Source organism: Paenibacillus planticolens, assembly GCF_013141725.1.
Classification (GTDB): Bacteria; Bacillota; Bacilli; order Paenibacillales; family NBRC-103111; genus Paenibacillus_E; species Paenibacillus_E planticolens.
The window spans coordinates 170155-191624 of sequence record NZ_WHNZ01000042.1; the positions used below are offsets into that span (position 1 = coordinate 170155).

The following is a 21470-nucleotide window of genomic DNA, read 5'->3' on the forward strand; positions in this document are numbered from 1 at the left end:
GTGTCATCCGGCAAGCATAAAATAAGATTCGTCACCGCCTCCGCGCTATTCGACGGGCATGATGTGTCCATAACGATTATGCGTCGAATCCTTCAAGCCAGCGGAGCGGAAGTCATCCATCTTGGGCATAACCGGTCTGTCCAGGAAATCGTGCAGGCGGCCATTCAGGAGGATGTACAGGGCATTGCCGTTTCTTCCTACCAAGGCGGACATGTCGAGTTTTTCACGTATATGATGGATTTGCTGCGGGAAAAAGGGGCCGCAGGCATCAAGGTGTTTGGCGGCGGAGGCGGCGTTATTCTGCCTTCCGAGATCAAACGGCTTCATGATTATGGCGTTACGCGCCTTTTTTCACCGGACGATGGCAGAGAACTGGGGCTTCAAGGGATGATTGCTTTCATGATGAAGGCATGCGATTTCTGTACGGTTGCTGATTTGAAACAGGGAGGAGCAGTTGTCGAAGCAGGGAAGGATCACAAGTTGCTTGCCAAGCGTATTACAGCGGCAGAACTCGCTTGTGAAGCTCCGGAGGGAAGCTCGTTTAAAGGGCAGAATCGTCTGCAAGCCGAAGTGCCCGCATGCCCGGTTGTGGGGATTACCGGCACGGGAGGAGCGGGCAAAAGCTCCTTAACGGATGAAATCGTGCAGCGGTTCCTCCGGCAATACCCCGATAAAACGATCGCCATTCTGTCGGTCGATCCGACCAAGCAGCGAAGCGGGGGAGCTTTGCTTGGAGACCGGATTCGCATGAACGCTGTACATTCCGACCGTGTGTATATGCGCAGCATGGCAACGCGGGAATCGGGCAACGAACTGTCCGCTGCGCTAATCCCGGCCATTCAAGTTCTCCAGGAGGCGGGCTTTGATTTGGTGCTCATCGAAACGAGCGGAATCGGTCAAGGAGATCACCGGATTACGAAGCTTGCCGATGTGTCGCTCTATGTCATGACCAGCGAATTCGGTGCGCCTTCGCAATTAGAGAAGATCGATATGCTCGATTACGCGGATTTGGTGGCGATAAATAAATTCGACCGGAGAGGCTCGGCGGACGCGCTTCGGGATGTGCAGAAGCAGGTGCAGCGAAATCACGGAAGATTCGATGAGCCTTACGAAGCGATGCCGGTCTATGGCACGATGGCCAGTCAATTTAACGATGTCGGCGTGGATACGTTATTCGCAGCATTAATCGATACTTTGAACCGCAAATGTGCGCTTGGGTGGCCGGTGAATCGCTTACCGTCCGCTGCGCATCAGAAAACTCACGTCATCATTCCGGCGGATCGCACGCGTTATTTAGGTGAAATCGTACAGACCGTCCGGTCGTATCATGCTTTTTCGAACCAAGAGGCAGAGCTTGCGAGCGCCTGCTACCGGATCGATGGAGCTATTGCTGCCCTTGGGCAAGAGCAAGCTTCGGGTGAAAGCTTAGCTGCGCTGCAAGCTCTTAAGCTGAGTTACGAGAATCGGATGCACAAAGATACGCTTCGCATGCTTACGCAATGGCCCGAACGTCAAAAACAATACGCGGGCAAATCGTTCGTCACCCGTGTGCGCGATAAGGAAATCGTTACCGAGCTTACCACGACAAGCTTATCGGGACTGGATATCCCGAAAATCAGCCTGCCGAAATTCAGGGATGCCGGGGATATTGTTCGATGGCTCTACCGCGAAAATGTGCCTGGCGAATTTCCGTATACTGCCGGCGTATTTCCTTTCAAACGAACGGCAGAGGATCCCAAACGTCAGTTCGCAGGTGAAGGATCGCCTCAGCGCACGAATCTGAGATTTCACTATTTGTCTCAAAATGATCAAGCAAAACGTCTCAGCACGGCCTTTGATTCCGTCACGCTGTACGGCGAGGACCCCGATGAACGGCAAGACATTTATGGGAAAATCGGCGAAAGCGGCGTCAGCATTTGCACGTTGGACGATATGAAAAAGCTGTATGCCGGTTTTGATCTATGCGATGGGATGACGTCCGTTTCGATGACGATAAATGGTCCTGCCCCGATTATTTTGGCGATGTATATGAATACGGCGATGGATGATCAATTAGCGCGTTTCACGCAGAGCAGCGGGAGAGCGCCGACCAGCCTGGAGGCGGCCGAAATACGCAGGACAACGCTGAAATCGGTAAGGGGGACGGTGCAGGCCGATATTTTGAAAGAGGATCAGGGACAGAACACCTGCATTTTTTCCACGGAATTTGCGCTCCGGATGATGGGCGACATTCAGCAATATTTTATCGATCAGGAAGTGCGTAATTATTATTCGGTTTCCATCTCGGGTTATCACATCGCGGAGGCTGGGGCGAACCCGATTTCACAGCTCGCTTTTACGCTGGCTAACGGTTTTACGTATGTGGAGTACTATTTGTCCCGTGGGATGTTGATCGATGACTTTGCCCCGAATCTGTCCTTCTTTTTCAGCAATGGGCTGGATCCGGAATACACAGTCATTGGGCGCGTAGCGCGCAGAATATGGGCAGCAGCGATGAAACACAAATATGGCGGGAACGATCGCAGTCAAAAGCTGAAATATCACATACAAACCTCAGGGCGCTCGCTGCATGCGCAGGAAATGGATTTCAATGATATCCGAACGACCCTTCAAGCGCTGATGGCGCTGCTCGACAACTGCAATTCGCTGCACACGAATTCTTATGATGAGGCGGTAACGACACCTACGGAGGAATCAGTTCGCCGGGCGATGGCGATACAGTTAATCATTACGAAGGAGCTTGGTTTTGTCAAAAACGAAAACATGCTGCAGGGCTCATTCCTCATTGAGGAATTGACGGACCTGGTCGAAGAAGCTGTTCTGCAAGAGCTGGAACGGATTAGCGATCGGGGGGGCGTGCTCGGCGCGATGGAATCGCAATATCAAAGGGGCAAAATTCAGAATGAATCCATGCTGTACGAAATGAAAAAACATCAAGGCGACTTGCCGATTATTGGCGTCAATACGTTTCTGAATCCCCACCCGCCTGAGGGAGCCATGAATATTCCGCTTGCGCGGGCTGCGCTATCTGAAAAGGATCAGCAAATCGTTCATCTCCGGGAATTCCAGGAACGGAATCATGCAGCTGCACCAGCGGCCTTAGCGAAGCTTCAAGAAGCAGCACTTTCTGGCGGCAATATTTTTGCTGAGTTAATGGAAACTGTCAAGGTTGCAAGTCTGGGACAAATTACACGTGCGCTGTATCAAGTCGGAGGGCAGTATCGCAGAAACATGTAAAAAAGGGACGAGGAGGAATGACAATGTCTTCTCAGCACAATCTCAGGCATCACCAGCTGGGTTTATCGGACGATGACGTGCTGAAGATGTATACCTACATGCTGAAAGCGAGAAAATTCGATGAACGCGCAACCTTGCTGCAGAGGTCAGGCAAGACCGCTTTTCATATCTCCAGTATCGGCCAAGAAGCGGCTCAAGTGGCGGCAGCGTTTGCCTTGGATAAACAGCAGGACTATTTCCTTCCTTATTACAGGGATTACGCCTTTGTTCTAACGATTGGCATGACGGTTCAGGAGCTGCTGCTGGCAGCGCTGTTTAAAGCGGAGGATATTAACGGAGGCAGGCAAATGCCCGGTCACTTCGGATATAAAAAGCTCCATATCGTATCCGGCTCAAGTCCTGTTGCTACGCAGGTGCTCCATGCGGTAGGAATCGCGCTCACCGCGCTGATGAGAAAGGAGGAGCACGTCGCATTCGTGACCTTTGGCGAAGGTTCAAGCAATCAAGGCGATGTACATGAGGCATTTAATTTCGCCGGGGTGTTCAAGCTGCCCGTCATTTTTCTGTGTGAAAATAATCTCTATGCGATTTCCATTCCTGCTCATCGGCAGGTAGCCGGACGTGTCGTTGATCGCGCTGCAGGGTACGGCTTTCCGGGTCAACGTGTAGACGGCAATGATGCGCTGGAGGTGTATCGGGCAGTCAAAGAAGCAAGAGAGCGGGCCGTCCGCGGATACGGACCTTCGTTGATTGAAGCCATGATGTATCGAATCCCGCCTCATTCCACGGCTGATGACGATATGCTTTACAGGACGAAGGAAGAGGTAGATTACCATAAGGAACAGGACGGTGTCGGGCGCTTTCGGCGTTATTTAATGGAATGTGATGTACTCAGCGACGATCTGGATCGCGCATTGCAAGAGAATATTGCGAAAGAAGTGAATGAAGCTACAAAATATGCTGAAAAATCGCCATATCCGGCACCGGAGGACGTGCTGCGGCATGTGTACGGGAAAGATGGGGGTGATGTGTGAGATGCCGATCCTCACCTATTTGGAAGCAATTCGATCGGCGATGGCCGAGGAAATGGAGCGGGATGACTGCGTTTTTGTACTTGGCGAGGATATCGGAAAAGGCGGCGTGCTGAACGCGACGAAGGGTATGCGCGACAAGTTCGGCGAGCTACGGGTGCTCGATACGCCGCTTTCCGAATCGGCCATCGTAGGGGTCGCAATTGGAGCTGCGATGGTCGGTATGAGGCCGATCGCGGAGATTCAATTTGCCGATTTCATTTTCCCGGCGACCAATCAGATTATTAGCGAAGCCGCAAAAATCCGCTATCGCTCCAACAACGACTGGCATTGCCCAATCGTTATTCGCGCCCCTTACGGCGCAACGGGCGGCGGCGGTTTGTATCATTCGCAGTGCCCGGAATCAGTGTTCTTTGGCACGCCGGGGCTCAAAATCGTCGCGCCGTCAACGGCTTATGACGCGAAGGGATTATTGAAAGCAGCGGTTAGGGACGATGATCCCGTGCTCTTTTTCGAGCATAAGAAATGTTATCTTTCTGTTTCGGATGAAGTTCCTGCAGAAGATTATATCGTACCGATCGGCAAGGCGGTTACACGGCGGGAAGGAACGGACATAACAGTCATCGCTTACGGGTTATCCGTTCACCATGCCCTGAAAGCAGCGGCTGAACTGGAATTGGAAGGGGTCAGTACGCACCTGCTTGATTTGCGAACGTTGCACCCGCTCGATCAACCCGCGATTTTTGAGGCGGCGGCAAAAACCGGGAAAATCTTAATCGTCCACGAGGATAATAAGACAGGAGGCATCGGAGCGGAAATTTCGGCTATGTTGGCGGAACAGCTGCTGTATGAGTTGGATGCCCCCATTATGCGATGCTGCCCTCCGGATATTCCCCCTGTCGGCATGGCACCGACGTTAGAGAAGTATTATTTGCCAAATGTAGACACGGTAAAAGAAGCGATGCGCCAGCTAGCGGAAATATAGAGGAGGATTCATATGGCGCAAAAGGACACGGGAATTCCCCATGCGTGGCTGATGACGGAGGTGGACGTCAGCAACCTAGTCGCGTTGCGTCATAGGCTGAAAGACGCTTTCTTATTGTCGGAAGGCGTGCCGCTTGCGCTCTCCTCCTTCGTGCTGAAAGGGATCGTGAACGCATTAAAAGAGTTTCCTCTGCTAAATGCATCGTGGACCCCGGAAGGCATTGCCGTCAATAAACATATGCATGTCTCCATCGCGATCGGTTCGGGGGATTCAGTCATCGCACCCGTAATTCGCCATGTGGATCGCAAGTCCATCGCAGGTTTGGCGATTGAGCTGTATGAACTCGTCAATCGCGCTAGGAACGGCGAAATACAGTTGTCAGACATACAAGGAGGCCATTTTACTTTCAATAATACGGGCGCTTATGGGTCTATGCTTTCTTATCCCCTCATTCAGCCCCCGCAAGCTGCTGTGCTCACTTTTGAGAAGATCGTGAAGAAGCCCGTCGTGGTTCAAGAGATGATTGCGATCAGATCGATGGCGAACATCTGCCTTTCATTCGATCATCGTATCCTGGATGGCAGGATTTGCGGGCGATTTCTGCAGCGGGTGAAACATGATCTGGAAAAATATAACCAAGATACGGCGATCTACTGAAGCTTCTGCCCTATGGAGGAGTGACCTATGAGAGAAAGCGTTATTGTCGGAGGAGCCCGTACACCGTTTGGTAAATTCGGAGGCGGATTGAAGGATGTCCCTGCTGTCGTTCTAGGCGGGAGTGCCATCCGGGGGGCGATTCGGCGTTCTTCGTTAGAGCCGTCGATGGTTGAAGAAGTCATCATGGGCATGGTGCTGCAAGGAGGAGCAGGACAAAATCCCGCGCGTCAGGCCGCACGGTTCGCGGGTCTTGACTGGAGCGTATCTGCGGAAACGATCAATAAAGTGTGCGCATCGGCGCTTCTCAGTGTGACGCTAGCCGATCAAATCATCCGCTCCGGCGGTGCAGAAGCGATTGTTGCTGGGGGGATGGAGAGTATGAGCAGCGCCCCCTTTTTACTGCCAAGCACCCGTTGGGGAGCGCGCATGGGGAATCAGACAGCTTTTGACTTGATGATTCATGACGGTTTGATGTGTCCGTTCGAACATGTACAAATGTTCGTTCACGGCAATAGCGTTGCCGAAGAGTTCGGCATAAGCCGCCATGGGCAGGATGAATGGGCGCTGCGCAGTCATTCTTTGGCGCTTGAGGCGAGGCATAAAGGTTATTTGGCGGAGGAAATTGTACCGATTGAGGTGCAGACCAAATCAGGCAGCGTGTGGGTGGATCAAGACGAAGGTCCGCGAGCCGATACGAGCTTGGAAAAGCTTGCCGCATTGCCGGCGTTAGTGAAGGGCGGAACGATTACAGCAGGCAATGCGCCAAGCGTCAACGATGGTGCGGCGGCTATGGTTGTCATGTCCATGGAGAAAGCGCTGGCCCAAAACATACGCCCGCTTGCTACGATTGTAGGGCATGCGAGCGTAGGGGAAAGAGCGCCGTATATTGCGGTTACGCCTGCTTTGGCGATTCAAAAGCTTTTGCGTCAAACCGGTATGAAGCTGGATCAAATCAGCCGATTTGAAGTAAATGAAGCGTTCGCCGCTGTCTTGTTGACCAGTGAAAAATTGCTCGGTTGGAATTCGGAACTCGTTAACGTCCGAGGGGGTGCCATTGCATTAGGACATCCCATTGGCGCAAGCGGTGGCCGGATTCTGCTTGCGTTAATCCATGAGCTGCGCAGGATTGGTGGCGGCTATGGCATAGCCGCTATTTGCAGCGGGGCTGCGCAAGGCGATGCCATTCTCATTCGGGTGGATGGGTGAATAAGGGCGAGGGGAGCGAGTCTATGAACATACAGACCATCATGGTCGTTGGCGCAGGGCAAATGGGGAGCGGGATTGCGCAGGTAGCAGCAGCATCAGGCTTGCAGGTGCTGCTGCATGATACTTCCCCGGAATTTCTGAAGAGGGGCATGCTATCGATCGATAAACAGCTAAGCCGGAGTGTTGAGAAAGGCAAGCTAACGCAAGATGGCATGAAGGAGATTTTGAGGCGCATACAACCAACTGAATTCATAGAGTTGGCGGAACAGGCGGATCTCGTCATTGAAGCCATTTCGGAAAATATGGCGCTCAAAGTATTGCTGTTCCACAGGCTGGACGGGATCTGCCCGCCTCATACGATTATAGCGACGAATACGTCTTCGCTGCCTATATCGGAAATTGCCGCCGTGACGGGCCGGCCGGCGCGAGTTATAGGGATGCATTTTATGAATCCGGTGCCGGTTATGCCGTTGGTTGAAGTGATTCGTGGGCTGGAGACGTCCCAGGAAGTGTTTGAGGTTGTGTGCGGACTGAGTGAGCGTTTGGGGAAAATACCGGTCGAAGTCAATGATTTTCCGGGATTCGTGTCCAATCGTATCCTGATGCCGATGATTAATGAAGCCGTTTTTACCGTGTATGAAGGCGTGGCCTCTGTGGAATCGGTTGATAAAGTGATGAAGCTCGGCATGAACCATCCGATGGGACCGCTGGAATTAGCGGATTTTATCGGGTTGGATACGTGTCTATCGATTATGGAGATTCTTTATGAGGGATTTAAAGACTCGAAGTATCGGCCGTGTCCGCTGCTGCGCAAGTATGTGAAAGCCGGTCGATTAGGACGTAAATCGGGGCAGGGATTTTATACTTACTCGAGTTAAAGGAACTACTATGTACTAGAGGGGGAACTAGTCAATAATGGACCTCGGTTCCCTTTTATTTGTTTAGGTTGTTTACATGGGAACGAATGTTTGGTATTATGTGGATATAAATTCCAATTTAGGGGGATGAATGAAGTGGGACGAGTTGTCTTATTTGAGATGAATAGTCAAGATCCTGAACGTGCGGCGAGTTTTTATGCTTCTGTTTTCGGCTGGGAAATCGGGGCGTCCAATTGGGGCTATTCTCCGGTTACGACAGGGGACGCGGATAAGCCAGGCATCAATGGCGGTATTTCCAAGGGACCAAGCGACTATCCGCACGGAATTAGAATTCAAATTGAGGTTGAGAACATAGATGAAGCGATACGCAAATCCGTGGAATCCGGTGCTCAACTTGTAAGAAACAAGATGGAATTTGATCATTTTCACCTTGCTTATTTAGTGGATCCCGTAGGGAATGGCATAGGATTAATTGAGCATAAATAAGGGAAAACAAGCGAGCTGGGATTAATCTATTGAGCGTTTTTTTTGAGTTTACCCCCGTAGAATGGTCTTGCCATGCGAACAAGTATACAGATGCAGTTAGTCATAATCATTTTAAATAAACACGCTACTAGGGGCATCGTCGAATAAACAGCGAGAAGGAGCGAGTCATGTTAAAGAGATTGGAAGAACTGTTCGGTGTGGACTTGGGCACCTGTAATACGCTGATCTATCAGCAAAAAAAAGGTATTGTGCTGCAAGAGCCATCTGTTGTCGCCATTCAAACGGATACAGGGGAAATCAAAGCTATCGGTCAAGAAGCCTATGATATGATTGGAAGAACGCCTGCAAATGTGGAGGTCATCTATCCGTTAAAGGATGGAGTTATTGCTAATTTTGATATGACCTTAGCGATGCTTAAATATTTTATTGGCAAAATAAGAAAAGGCTACAATTTTTTCCGCAGCTTTCATGTATTGATTTCGGTTCCATGCGGAATTACGAATGTACAGAAGCGGGCTGTTGAGGAAATGATCGTACATAAAGGAGCAAGGCGGTCAACTACGGTGGAAGAACCTTTAGCGGCAGCGATGGGCGCCGGTCTTCCTGTGGAAGAGCCGATAGGCAGCATGGTTCTTGATATCGGTGGCGGAACGAGTCAAGTCGCCATTATTTCGCTTGGGGGCATTGTTGTCTGCGAAGCCATTCGGCGTGGCGGCATGTCGATCGATCAAGACATTATTGACTATGTGAAACGTACGTACAATATGGTTATTGGCGAGAGAACGGCAGAGGAAATTAAGAAGACTGTAGCAACCGTCGTGAAGCCTGTAAAGGAAATCACGATGAACATTCGGGGACGTGATTTAATGGAAGGATTGCCGCGAAGCCTTTCCATTTCTTCAGCAGAAATCTATGAAATATTAGATGATTTTATGATTTCAATTGTGGAATGCATTCGACTGGCGATGGAGAAATGTCCTCCGGAGCTGGCCGGCGATGTCATGGAACAGGGAATTCTGTTATGTGGCGGCGGCTCTTTGCTCGATGGGCTGGACAAGCGTCTTCAACAAGAATTAGGCGTTCCTGTTTTTTTAGCTGAACAGCCGATGGCATGTATTGCTCAAGGGACAGGGAAAATGCTAAACTTCAATGGGGCGATAATTGAGCGATCTGCCAAATGGATGACAGAGTCTACCAAATTGACGACAGAGAATCAAGAAAGCGTCCAATAAAGGAGGCTTTTCCATTGAAGTTTAGAGCTGTATCCGAGCAAACGAAAATGAACTATATGCTTTGGAGTATCAAAAAGGAAATCATCAAAGAAACTGCGTATTTGAATGCACTCCCTTATGATCCAACGCCGATTATGGAGATCGTCAAGCATCATATCGATGCATGGGACCCTGTCAAGCTGCTGGCGCTGGGCTGTCCGGATGACGAATACGAAGGCGAGACGCGAACGCTTACGATTTATTTGACGAAACACCTGCAGGATCTGGAGATACATGCATTTAGCAAAAAGATCGATCAGTTGTTTCGTTCATCTTTCGGTGATGAGTATCAAGATGAGGATGGCTCGATGCAGGTTGCAGGCGAAATCCTGCAGGTTCTTCGAACGTTAGTTAAGTGATTATGCAAGATAGACACCATGATAGGTGTCTTTTTTGTGTAAGGGGAGACCTGACATGGTTGCAATAACCTTTGTTTTATAAGAGAATAGATCGAAGGTAAAGAGAAATGGGGTGTCATTGTGAGCGAAATGCTTAACAAATACTGTGCTAAACTATTCGGTAAAACCGGATTTATCGTTGAAATTGGGGTTGTTAAAAAAGTAACAAATCGGACCGTCCACGTCGACTGGGGAACCAAAACATGGATTTATCTCAACAAAGATTTCAAATGGATGCCGCTTGATAAGGAAGAATTTGAACAAAAGTATAAGAAACCTAAGTTCTCTGAAGCAGCACTAAGCCGTGCAGCGGAACTAGGATTGAAGATAACGTATAACTAAAGAGTTGGGAACGATTAGCTGCCAATGTTACTGCACTAACGTTCCGATGTGTAAATGACTTGAGTTCCTGGGGGAACTTTCAAGTCATTTTTTTATAGTTATTTCAGTCTGATAATTGGCGCGCATTTGACGGCTGAGTGGTAAAAAAAGGCCGTCTCAGCAGGAAATTGCAGGATTTAAGTGAACCGAAATGAACGCTACCCCTGATCCCCCCGCTGTGTCAGCTGAGACGTCGATTTCCAATGTTAATGTAGGCGGAGAGAGCAGGCGCTGTAAAACAAAGATTCCCCCTTCAAGCAGGATGAACTTGCGGTTTACAGCTTTTCCCTCCGCACGGATCTCATCCATTCGGCTACGATAACAAAAGCTTCGTTTGTCTTTACGATTTTATCATGATTGTGACCGGCGAGGACGCGCACCTGGGCAGAGCTATGTTTGCTGTACAGCGGCTCATAGGCGTGGGCATCGAATACTTCATCTTCTTCGCCAACAAATACGAACGTAGACGGGTTTAAGCGCTGTAAGTAGTTCTCGAATTGATTGTCCACCATGCGCGATTTGGCGAGGCGATAGCTTAGGTTGCACGATTCAGTTCCGTGGAGTTTCTCCGGAGGCGTGAGTCGCCGGTATACGACGGTATCGTTAAACCGCTGGATGCCAAGTGCGTTAAGTCCCATCAATAACGCATATTTGGGAATGCTGACTTTGGATTCATTGTTGTTGCCGTCTTTGCGATTAAGCGGAGAATTAGGACTAAGTGCGGGGGAAATGAGCAAATATGCGTGAACATCCGCATGAATCGGGCGAATCGCTTGCCGCAGAGCAGTAGCGCCTCCAGCGGAATGTCCGCCGAACAGAATAGCTGCATTCGGGTGACGTGTTTGGATGAAACGGAATAAGTCCTCCAAATCATCGTCCAGCTGCCCGACATAATCGATGTCGCCTCGGCGAATAGGAGAGTCTCCGTAACCGCGCAAATCCGGCAAATAAACAGTAGCCAGGTTCTGTTCGGATATATACTTTCCAAATTCACGAAGGTAGAGGCTTGGTTCCGTTATGCCATGTAAAAAAATGAGCACGGTATCGGAGGGACCCTCGAAGTATCGGTAAGGCAGCTTTGCACCGTCCCGGGCAGTAAATGTTTGAAAGTCGGTTGAATAGGTTGTCATAAATGAGCAGCACTCCAAATGAATGATTTGATATTTTACAGAGAGTAATTCCATACCGCTAGTCCAACTTCCTTCTCAAACATATCTCTCCACCAGATACGTCTTACATGTTTCTATGAAGTGTGTATGGTAAAATGATGAAAATGGAAAATGAGGTGTTTGATATGCGAAAAGTGGCAGCGATAACCGGCGGAGGTCAAGGCATTGGACGCGCCATTGCGATTGCTTTTGCTCAAGAAGGATACGGCATTTCAATCGCGGATATTCACGAAGAAGCCGGTTTGGAGACGATCAAGCTTTTGCGTCCTTACACAGAGGATGCGCTGTTCACGAAGATCGATGTATCCATGGAAGAGGAAGTCCGGCAATGGATACGCAGGACGGATACCGAATTAGGCGGATTAGATGTCATTGTGAATAATGCAGGAATTGCTCATAACACGGATGTCCTGGATCTCACGAGCGAACAGTTCCAAAGGGTCATCGCCGTTAATCTAGGCGGAGCCTTTCTCTGTTCGCAAGCAGCAGCACGCTTAATGAAGGAGCAGGGTAGAGGCGGAGCCATTATCAATATCTCGTCTACACGCGCATACATGTCGGAGCCCAATACAGAGGCTTATTCTGCTTCCAAAGGCGGTATCTCCGCACTAACGCATGCGATGGCTATTAGCTTAGGCGGATATGGAATTCGTGTTAATGCGATTTCTCCAGGCTGGATTGAGGTTAGAGATTGGCATTATTCGCAACAAGGAGAGAGCTTGGTGCACTCCGAAGCAGATAAAAACCAACATCCGGTCGGACGAGTAGGGAAACCTGCCGACATTGCTGCGGCTTGTCTTTATTTAGCCAGCGAAAAGGCGGGTTTCATTACAGGCCAAAATCTGACGATCGATGGCGGGATGACGGTTAAAATGATTTACGCAGAAGATTAAACGACATGTACCCAACCATTCGTGTTGTATCGTCTGTTGTATGGATAAGTATGCTGAGAAAGGTAATCCTAATCGTAACAACGGTAAGGGGTTGGCAGCATGCACAACGGCGAAGGCAACGAATTGGAAATGCAAGATGATGCTGTGCAAAGGACGGAATCGGATTTTGAGCTTGACTATGATTTGATACGTGCTTATGCAAACCAGCTAAACGGACAGTTAGAAGCGAGCGACGAATGACCAACGCATCATAAGTACGAATGCCGCAATCTTTGCGGCATTTTTTTATTGCGGAGGCATCTATAAATAATTTTATTAGTTGACAAAGCACTGCCTCAGAGCGTTATATGAATGTAATTAAACTAGATATGATATCCAGTCAGAGGGGGCTTTGCATGTTCTACTCGCTCAAGAACCGATTGATCTTATTTTTCGTCGTGTTGTTGTTCGTCTCATTCGGAACGATGTCCTATCTTTTTTTTACGGAGTCTCGCTCTATCATTCGCTCCTATATCGAATCTTCGGCATACGAAAAAATGGACGAGTACGGATCATTTGTCAATATGGCGCTGATGCAAATTTACGATGTCTCCTCGATTGTTTTTAACAACTCAATGACGAAAAACTGGGATAGCACCTTGTCAGATCCCGCTTCGCCGGAAGGCGAGAAAATGCTGGCGAACATTAATTTGAGCCAATTTTTGACGCAAACCACGAACAATTACTCGATTGTGTCGTCGGTCACCGTGTATCGGCAAGAGGGAATGTGGATCTCTACGGATAATCAGATCGTGAACGATTCCTCTTTCAAGAATGAACAATGGTACGAACAATTTAAAACAAAAAGCATTCAGTGGGTGTCTGCGCATCAAGATGCTTTAGAAGTCAGGCGATTGAAGCCTTTTGACGTTCTCAGTTTATTGCTGCCCATCGGTACTTTCGAACCATCCCAGTCTAAAAATATGCTGAAAATTAATGTCAGATCCGAATTTTTCCTGGAGCCTTTAAATCGCATTCATCTAGGAGAAAAAGGTACGATTTTCCTGTTGGACGGAAATGGAGAATCGGTGCTGGGACAGCGTGAATATGCTTCTCACCCCGAGGCTGCCGAGCAAATGGAAACGATCCGCAATAGTCATCTGCAGAACGGTGTCATTTATTTGGAAAATGAGAATGGCGCTAAAGATATTTTGGTGTATAAAAAGCTGAAATATAACAACTGGTTGTTGGTTGGCATTGTGCCTGAGCTGGATCTGTATGGCAAGCTGTACAAGCTGCGTACAAGCATGCTGATCTTTGGTTCCTTACTGTTGATAGGCGCTATAGCTGCTGCAATTTGGCTTTCGCACGGTATTTCGAAACCGCTCTCACGGCTGGCCTCCGGGATGCGCTATGTACAAATGGGCGATTTCGCTGGGGCGGAGAACCGGATACCTGCCGTAGAAAAGGTGCACAATGAGGTCAGTTATGTCACAACGACATTCCGGAACATGGTGAGTCAGCTCAGGTATCATATCAAAACGGAATTTGAATTAAAGCTGCTGAGGCAGCAGGCGGAATATAAAGCATTATTGATGCAGATCAATCCGCATTTTTTATTTAATACTTTAGAACTGCTTAGCAGTTTGGCGATGCAGCAGCGTACGCAGGATACGGTTAGAGTCATAGAAGCTCTCGGTAAAATGATGCGTTTCTCTTTAAAAATAAGCAATGATTTAATTCCGCTGGGAGAAGAGCTGAAATATGTCCGCTATTATACGTCCATCCTGCAAATTCGTTTCGCGGATAGACTTCAACTCTCGTTGGAGGAAGAAGAGAATCTGCAGCACTTCATGATTCCTAAATTTATTTTGCAGCCCTTAATTGAAAATGCTGTGAAATACAGTTTCAAGGAACAAGCTGAGGCGAAAGTGATCATCCGTGTACGAAGAGAAGCGATGCGGTTAATTCTCACCGTTGCCGATAACGGATCCGGGATTACGAAGGAATTATCGCAGGAGCTGCGCGCCGAATCGCTGACTTCTCATTTCGAGCATATTTTGAAAACGAGGTCAGAGCAGATTGGTTTGCGCAATGTTCTAGCGAGGTGCCAGCTTTATTACGGGAATTTGTTCGAATTTGAAATTGCTTCGGGAGAATTGGAAGGGGCAAGCATCTCACTGGTATTGCCAATACAAGGGGGAACAATGGATGTATAACGTGCTTATTGTCGATGACGAACCGGAAATAAGGCTTGGTTTAAAGCTTAAGGTTGATTGGGAGCGTTTAGGATTGTCACTTGCCGGTGAGGCGGGGAATGGGGCTGAAGCCATGGATTGGCTGGCACAGCACCCGGTGGATATTGTCATTACGGATATGAACATGCCTGTCATGAATGGAATTTCCTTTTTGGAAGCGTGTTATGAGCTCTATCCGACTTTGCGTTTGATAGTTATTACTGGGTATGAAGATTTTCATTATGCCAAAGCGGCGATCCGCAATCAGGCAAAGGACTATTTGTTGAAGCCGGTTACACAAGACGAAATGACGGAAGCTCTGAGTAAAATTGTGCAAGAATTGAATGAGCTGCGAACGGAACGCGATCAACACGCGATGATGCAGTGGCGACTCTCACAATATTACATGGAAATCAAAGAGCATTTCATCGTTCGTCTGGTAAAAGAAGAAGTGGATCGAGAGTCCATGATGCGCGAAAGAGCCAAATGGTTTCAGTTGGATACTTGGGAAAATCGCCAGGTGCGCTTCATCACCGCAGGGTCTATGGAGCGTTTGCATGGCGAGAGTCAAGGTGAGCGTTCGCCTGACAAAATGAGGCTTCCTTTCGAGATGTTTTGCAGAGAAGCCGCAGAGGCGACGAATGGTTTGTTCCATGTATTTCGCGATGCGAATTATTTGGGGTTAATGCATTTCGTTACGGCCGCCAGTGAGTTGGAGCTGGAAGCGTTTGCGCAGAACCTTCACAATGCCGTAACCCATCATTTGGGATTCGAGCCGGCGATTGTCAAGGGTCAGCCGGTCATTGGCCTCAGACAGTGGAAGGATGGCTATTTGTCCGCACTTTTAGCTTGGAATTTAACAGGCAATCCAGCTTCAAAAGCGATTCAGCAGCAATCGGTAATGGAAGCCGATCTCTCGGAAGAGACCGCCAAAGTGCTGCAGCGATATGTATCACGCGGCGATCTGTCTTCCTTTGAGCAAGCGGTTTCCAAAGAGCTGCATGCGGCATTCGCAGCTTCTCCAGCCCGGTTTGTGAAACTTATTTTTCAGCTTTACCTAATGCTGGATGCGATGGCTTTTACGGCCGGCATTACTTTGGAAAGCGAAGAGCAGTTGTGGATTCGTCCCGAGCAAGTATGGGGATTCGATACGGCAGCCAAAGCGCAGCATTTTCTGAATAAACTGGCGGGTAAAATCATTCTCGGCCCGGAAAAGGATCGGTTCGACGCCGATCATTCGATGATTCAGGCTGCCGAGCAATTCATTCAAGATAATTATATGTATGATCTGAATTTAACGATGTTAGCCGAACGTTTTAATTATAATTCTTCTTATTTTTCCGAAATGTTTAAAGCAAAAGCAGGCAAGACCTTCATTCAATACATCACGGATGTAAGGATGGCGAAAGCCGTGCAGCTGCTGGATGAAACGATGCTCAGTCTGTGGGATATCGCGGAATTGACAGGCTTCTCCAATGCGAGTTATTTTAGTTCAAAATTCAAACGCATGTATGGGATATCGCCATCCGATTACCGGCTTCGTCTCAAAGTACCTGAAAAAATTAATACTCAAGTGCCAAAAAAATAGCATTCAAAGGAGCGCCGTTAATCCTTATGATGATCCTAATGGTGATGCAAAATCACTCGAAACGATCATGAAGGAGGAGGGCGCTCATGTCATCTCTACGTAAAACCGCCCTTTCGCGGCAAAATCGCACCGCCTATTTATTTTTACTGCCTTGGTTAGTCGGTTTTTTCTGTCTAACGCTTGGACCAATGTTGGGATCGTTGTATTTGTCATTCACGAAATTTAATTTGTTGAATTCCCCACGCTGGCTAGGACTGGACAACTATGTGCAAATTTTTACGGAAGATGAATCCTTCTTGCACTCCATGGGATTAACGTTCCAATATGCCTTGTTGTCTGTGCCCTTGCGGCTGATCTTCGCCTTACTGGTGGCATTGGCGCTGAATAAGGGAATCCGGGCGCTCGGCGTCTACCGGACCGTTTATTACATCCCGTCCTTGTTAGGGGGAAGCGTTGCGATTGCGATCGTTTGGCGCAAAATATTCGACGGCGACGGATTGTTCAACCAATTCTTGAGTTGGTTTGGCATTAAAGGGCCCGCTTGGGTGGCGCATCCGGATACTATTTTGTACACGATTATTACATTGTCTGTTTGGCAGTTTGGGTCTGCGATGGTTATCTTTCTGGCTGGATTGAAGCAGGTGCCTGCCGATCTGTATGAAGCTTCGCAGGTGGATGGGGCAGGAAAGGTCAGACAGTTTTTTCAAATTACACTACCGCTCTTGTCACCTGTCATTTTCTTCAACTTGGTGATGAGCATCATTAACTCGTTCCAAGTGTTTACTCCCGGCTATGTGATCGGGGACGGGCGCGGAGGACCGGTCAATTCGACTTTGTTTTATACGTTATACTTGTACCTGAAAGGGTTTTCTTTCTTCGATATGGGCTATGCTTCAGCACTTGCCTGGATCATGCTTGTTGTGATTGGCGTGTTGACGGCGATTGTGTTCCTGACTTCGAAGTATTGGGTATTTTATGGCGACGGCAAGGATGAAAGGGGATGATCCAATGACTGTAGAGAGGAATTTTACGAAACTGCTGAAGCATTTGTTGATTATCGCCTTTGGCTTGTTGATGCTGTATCCCGTCTTATGGCTGCTCAGCTCATCTTTTAAACCGAATCAACTGATTTTCTCCGATACGAGTCTTTGGCCGTCAAAGATCACGTTCGAGAATTATGTAAACGGATGGAAAGGGCTCCAGGGCACCACGTTCGGACGATTTTTCCTGAATTCCGCGCAAATTTCGGTGCTTTCCGTTCTAGGTAACATCATTACGTGCTCTTTCGCTGCGTATGCTTTTGCCCGGCTGGATTTTAAATTCAAAAAGCTGTGGTTCAGCCTTATGCTAGTGACCATCATGCTGCCCTACCATGTCACATTGGTTCCGCAGTACATTATTTATAACAAATTTGAGTGGATTAACACGTATTTACCGCTCGTCGTACCTAAATGGTTGGCGCATGATTCATTCTTCATTCTGCTTATGGTGCAGTTCATTCGGGGAATTCCGAAAGAATTGGATGAAAGTGCAACCATCGACGGCTGTGGACAGGCTCAGATCTATTTTCGCATTGTGATGCCGCTACTTGTACCTGCGTTAATTACAACCGCTATCTTCACGTTCATATGGACATGGGACGACTTTTTCTCGCAAATGATTTATTTGAACAACATCAAATTGTTTACGGTGCAACTCGGTATCCGATCCTTATTCGATCCTTCCGGGGAGTCGGATTGGGGAGCTCTGCTGGCGATGTCCGTGCTTTCTCTTGTACCGATCATGACGATATTCTTGTCTTTCCAGAAATATTTTCTGGATGGCATCGCGACCACAGGTTTGAAATAACCCGAAAAAATGAGGAGTCAACACCCGAAGAAATGACATTCTAAGTGGTTTGAAAATGCTTTACGATCATGTTGTTGGCGATCATCACACTATAAGCAGGGGGAAAATACCTATGAAAAAACGTTTGGTCATGACAACGATGGCAATGTTGATGGCGGTTACAACAGCTTGTTCCACAGGTACGGGGACAGGCAGCAGCGGAAGCACCAGCGCACCTAGCGCACCAGCGGTAAGTTCAGCTACCCCGGCACCTAAGGCAGAACCGGTTGAACTAAGATTGATGTGGTGGGGCGACCAGAAGCGTGCAGATCGCACGAATGAAGCGCTTCGCAAATTCGAAGAGAAAAATCCGAATATCAAAATCGTCGGTGAGTTTGCGCCAAGCTCCGGTTATTTCGATAAGCTCAACACGCAGCTGGCCTCCGGTACTGCGCCTGATGCGTTCTTCCTTGGCGGTAACGTTGTGGATTATGCCAATAAAAACGTTCTCATGGAAATGGACCCCTATGTGGGCAAAGAGCTTAACCTAAGCGATATGGATAAATCGATGATCCAATACGGCACATTCAAAGGCAAGCTGCTTCATGTCTCTGCCGGCGCTAATGCACGTGGGATCGTGGTGAATACGGAGCTGTTCAAAAAAGCCGGTATTCCCGTTCCGAAGGACGGCTGGTCTTGGGAGGATTACGGAAGAATCTCCAAAGAAATTTCCGATAAGCTCGGCAAAGATTATTTTGGCACCTACAATTTCACCGTCGATGGCATGGATATTTTCTTGAAGCAACGTGGCAAAATGCTCTACGACATGGATAACGCAAAGCTTGGATTTGAGCAGAAGGATGCCGAGGAATGGTTCGGGTTATGGGATACGATGTCCAAAGCCGGCGGCGTTGTCACACCGGCCCTGCAAGTATCCAACCCACCGTCAGATACGAGCAAATCCCTCGTTGTTACCGGTAAAGTAGCGATGAGCTTGCTGGCTTCCAATCAGCTTGGCGCTCATCAGAACCTGATCCAAGATAAGCTGGAGCTGGTGCAACTGCCTCGCGGTCCGAAAGGAACCGGTGTCGTATTTGAATCCAGCCAAGGGCTATCCGGCTATGCGAAAACGAAGCATCCTAAGGAAGTAGCCATGCTCATGAACTACTGGATCAATGATCCGGATGCAGCAAAAATTTTGGGCAATGACCGTGGCGTTCCGGTAACATCCAAAATGCGCGATCTACTGAAAAAGGATGCGAATCCGGTTGATCAAGTGATCTATGATTACACAAGCCGTGTTTCGGAAGCGACGAATAAAGAGCCGTTTGCGATCAGTTATAACCCTCCGGGCTTTACGGAGTATACGAAATTGATTGAAACAACCGTACAGGAAATCGGTTTTGGCAAGAAAGACGTGAAGAAAGGTGTGGCGGATTTCTACACCGGCGCAGTGAAAATTTTCAACAATAACAAATAAGGAAATCCGCTTTGCCGGGAGAAGAGACTGCCACTGGCAGTCTTTTTCTTTTCTGCCGGATGTCATCGCGGAGAATCCAATCTAAGAAAAGAGGCATTTCTATGAGTCATGAGCTGCTAGAGAAACTGAGAGCTATTCGAATAGAGGATCAGATCGGCGAACTAAAAAAAGCATCCGATGGCCCGGTTCTCGCAGAATGGATGGATCATGGCGTGAAATTCGCAGCTTCATCCGATAAAATTGAGCGGGTTTACTACGATGCGCTCCGTAGACTGCTGGATTGTGTGGTACCCACCGGTAGCGACAAACCCATTTTGCATGAAGGCGGCATCTATTTAGGCTGTTGGCTGGAAAGCACGGGAACAATTAATGCGGAGCTGCTTTCACGTTTTATTCCGTCGGTGTCACAAACGACGTATGAATTATTTGCCGATTTTCAGCGCGAGGATGGGTTAATGCCCTATAAATTGACCGCAGCGGGCCCATCGTACAGGCAAATTCAATTGGTGACACCGCTTGCGCGAAGTGTCTGGAATCATTATCAACTGAATGGGCGGGATCAGGCATTTTTACGTAAAATGTATGCGGCGATGGCGCGCTATGATGTGTGGCTGCAAACCTATCGCAATACCCGTGGTTCGAATGCGGTTGAGGCGTTCTGCACGTTTGATACCGGGCATGATTTGTCGCCGCGTTTCTGGCATGTGCCGGATACGCCGCATAGGAATGATGCGAGATCTTACAATCCGGACTCCCCGATTCTGCCTTTCATTGCGCCGGATCTGACGGCAAATGTGTACTGCCAGAGGCTGTATTTAGCAAAAATAGCGGAGGAGTTAGGGGAGAGCGGCCAGCCATGGCTTGATAAAGCGGAAATCAGCTTGAACAGCTTATTCCAATACTGCTTCGACGAGGCGGATCAATTTTTCTATGACCGGGATAAGAATGATGAGCTGGTTCGCGTTCAGTCGGATATTCTCCTGAGAGTGTTAGCTTGCGAAGTTGGCGATCAAGCTTTCTTTGACCAAGCGCTGAACAAGTATTTGCTCAATACGCGCAAGTTCTTTGCGAAATATCCGTTCACCTCGATGGCGATGGATGATCCGAGATTCGATCCTTCATCCAGTTATAACAGCTGGGCGGGTCCGTCTAACTTTCTGAGCTTGATCCGTGCTCCGCATGCTTTTGAACATCATGGCCGGTTTGTAGAATTAACCTATGTGCTTTATCCGATTATGGCGGCATTTCATAAAATGACACGCTTCGCTCAAACGCTAAGCCCTTGGACAGGGGATGAGGGATTTACGCAGACTTACTCGCCGGCCATTTTGTGCATGCTCGATTATGTCGAACGTTTGTGCGGGATTATGCCTAGACCGGAAAATGAACTATGGTTTACAGGTTTGCTGCCTTATGCCGTCGATCACGGAGAGGAAATTGCCGATGCTACGGCTTATAGCCGCATAGTAGACGGGGTTTCCTTTGAGCTTATGAATACAATCGAAGAATCCGTCGTTTATCGGGATGGGATAGCAAGTCTTCGGTTTCCGAGTGGATTAAGAGCAGTAACGGACCGTCAAGGCAAATTGAAATCGTTCATTGGAATGAGTGCACGCACTGTAGAAGGGACCGTCGTCTATGAAGGGCAAGAGTGGCAAGTAGCTGTCAAAGGCAACGAGCAACTCGATCTGTTTGACGGCATAGAGCTGAGAGAAGCGGACACCCATAGGGGGGTTATCGCACCATCCTATCGGTAGTTTTGTGTTC

At 48.4% G+C, this 21470-nt stretch carries 19 protein-coding genes; 18 read left to right on the top strand and 1 reads right to left on the bottom strand.

Features of this window, described 5'->3' with window-relative positions; all coding sequences use genetic code 11:
* The 10 genes from icmF to GC097_RS20000 all read left to right on the top strand — a co-directional run bounded on the left by icmF (position 1) and on the right by GC097_RS20000 (position 10491).
* The gene (gene icmF, locus GC097_RS19955; protein ID WP_171685058.1) at positions 1-3237 is read left to right on the top strand and encodes a fused isobutyryl-CoA mutase/GTPase IcmF; all 3237 of its coding nucleotides are present in this window, start codon (positions 1-3) and stop codon (positions 3235-3237) included.
* A 23-nt stretch (positions 3238-3260) separates the two neighbouring features.
* Complete coding sequence (locus GC097_RS19960; protein ID WP_171685059.1) at positions 3261-4271, top strand: thiamine pyrophosphate-dependent dehydrogenase E1 component subunit alpha; 1011 nt, start codon at positions 3261-3263, stop codon at positions 4269-4271.
* A 1-nt stretch (position 4272) separates the two neighbouring features.
* Positions 4273-5253 (top strand): alpha-ketoacid dehydrogenase subunit beta, encoded by a 981-nt coding sequence (locus GC097_RS19965; protein WP_171685203.1) that lies wholly within the window; start codon positions 4273-4275, stop codon positions 5251-5253.
* 12 nt (positions 5254-5265) lie between these two features.
* Complete coding sequence (locus GC097_RS19970) at positions 5266-5910, top strand: 2-oxo acid dehydrogenase subunit E2 (RefSeq protein WP_171685060.1); 645 nt, start codon at positions 5266-5268, stop codon at positions 5908-5910.
* A gap of 27 nt (positions 5911-5937) precedes the next feature.
* On the top strand, positions 5938-7116 hold the full coding sequence (gene mmgA / locus GC097_RS19975) for an acetyl-CoA C-acetyltransferase (protein WP_171685061.1): 1179 nt from the start codon (positions 5938-5940) through the stop codon (positions 7114-7116).
* Positions 7117-7139: 23 nt separating this feature from the next.
* Positions 7140-7994, top strand: a complete 855-nt coding sequence (locus tag GC097_RS19980; protein ID WP_171685062.1) for a 3-hydroxybutyryl-CoA dehydrogenase — start codon at positions 7140-7142, stop codon at positions 7992-7994.
* Between the two features lie 135 nt (positions 7995-8129).
* Positions 8130-8480, top strand: coding sequence for a VOC family protein (locus tag GC097_RS19985; RefSeq protein ID WP_171685063.1), 351 nt, complete (start codon positions 8130-8132; stop codon positions 8478-8480).
* Between the two features lie 167 nt (positions 8481-8647).
* Positions 8648-9712, top strand: coding sequence for a rod shape-determining protein (locus GC097_RS19990; protein ID WP_171685064.1), 1065 nt, complete (start codon positions 8648-8650; stop codon positions 9710-9712).
* A 14-nt stretch (positions 9713-9726) separates the two neighbouring features.
* The gene (locus tag GC097_RS19995) at positions 9727-10110 is read left to right on the top strand and encodes a hypothetical protein (protein ID WP_171685065.1); all 384 of its coding nucleotides are present in this window, start codon (positions 9727-9729) and stop codon (positions 10108-10110) included.
* Between the two features lie 120 nt (positions 10111-10230).
* On the top strand, positions 10231-10491 hold the full coding sequence (locus tag GC097_RS20000) for a hypothetical protein (protein ID WP_171685066.1): 261 nt from the start codon (positions 10231-10233) through the stop codon (positions 10489-10491).
* Positions 10492-10805: 314 nt separating this feature from the next.
* Here the strand turns inward: GC097_RS20000 and GC097_RS20005 are convergent, their stop codons facing one another.
* Positions 10806-11660 carry an alpha/beta hydrolase gene (locus tag GC097_RS20005; protein WP_171685067.1) on the bottom strand — a complete coding sequence of 285 codons (855 nt, stop codon included), beginning with the start codon at positions 11658-11660 and terminating at the stop codon, positions 10806-10808.
* A gap of 164 nt (positions 11661-11824) precedes the next feature.
* On the opposite strand from GC097_RS20005, the gene GC097_RS20010 reads away from it, so the two are divergent.
* The 8 genes from GC097_RS20010 (at position 11825) to GC097_RS20045 (ending at position 21460) form a co-directional block, all read left to right on the top strand.
* Positions 11825-12592 carry a glucose 1-dehydrogenase gene (locus GC097_RS20010; protein WP_171685068.1) on the top strand — a complete coding sequence of 256 codons (768 nt, stop codon included), beginning with the start codon at positions 11825-11827 and terminating at the stop codon, positions 12590-12592.
* A 99-nt stretch (positions 12593-12691) separates the two neighbouring features.
* On the top strand, positions 12692-12832 hold the full coding sequence (locus GC097_RS20015; RefSeq protein WP_171685069.1) for a hypothetical protein: 141 nt from the start codon (positions 12692-12694) through the stop codon (positions 12830-12832).
* A gap of 155 nt (positions 12833-12987) precedes the next feature.
* Entirely contained in the window at positions 12988-14790 is a 1803-nt protein-coding gene (locus tag GC097_RS20020; protein WP_171685070.1) for a sensor histidine kinase, read from the top strand.
* Positions 14783-16396 (top strand): response regulator transcription factor, encoded by a 1614-nt coding sequence (locus GC097_RS20025; RefSeq protein ID WP_171685071.1) that lies wholly within the window; start codon positions 14783-14785, stop codon positions 16394-16396. The genes GC097_RS20020 and GC097_RS20025 overlap by 8 nt, the downstream gene beginning before the upstream one ends.
* Before the next feature lie 86 nt (positions 16397-16482).
* Positions 16483-17400 (top strand): carbohydrate ABC transporter permease, encoded by a 918-nt coding sequence (locus GC097_RS20030; protein WP_171685072.1) that lies wholly within the window; start codon positions 16483-16485, stop codon positions 17398-17400.
* 4 nt (positions 17401-17404) lie between these two features.
* A complete protein-coding gene (locus GC097_RS20035; protein WP_171685073.1) occupies positions 17405-18244 on the top strand; it encodes a carbohydrate ABC transporter permease in 840 nt (279 codons plus the stop codon).
* A 112-nt stretch (positions 18245-18356) separates the two neighbouring features.
* Complete coding sequence (locus GC097_RS20040) at positions 18357-19703, top strand: ABC transporter substrate-binding protein (RefSeq protein WP_171685074.1); 1347 nt, start codon at positions 18357-18359, stop codon at positions 19701-19703.
* A 101-nt stretch (positions 19704-19804) separates the two neighbouring features.
* Positions 19805-21460, top strand: a complete 1656-nt coding sequence (locus GC097_RS20045) for an MGH1-like glycoside hydrolase domain-containing protein (RefSeq protein WP_171685075.1) — start codon at positions 19805-19807, stop codon at positions 21458-21460.
* The last annotated feature ends 10 nt before the right edge of the window (positions 21461-21470 follow it).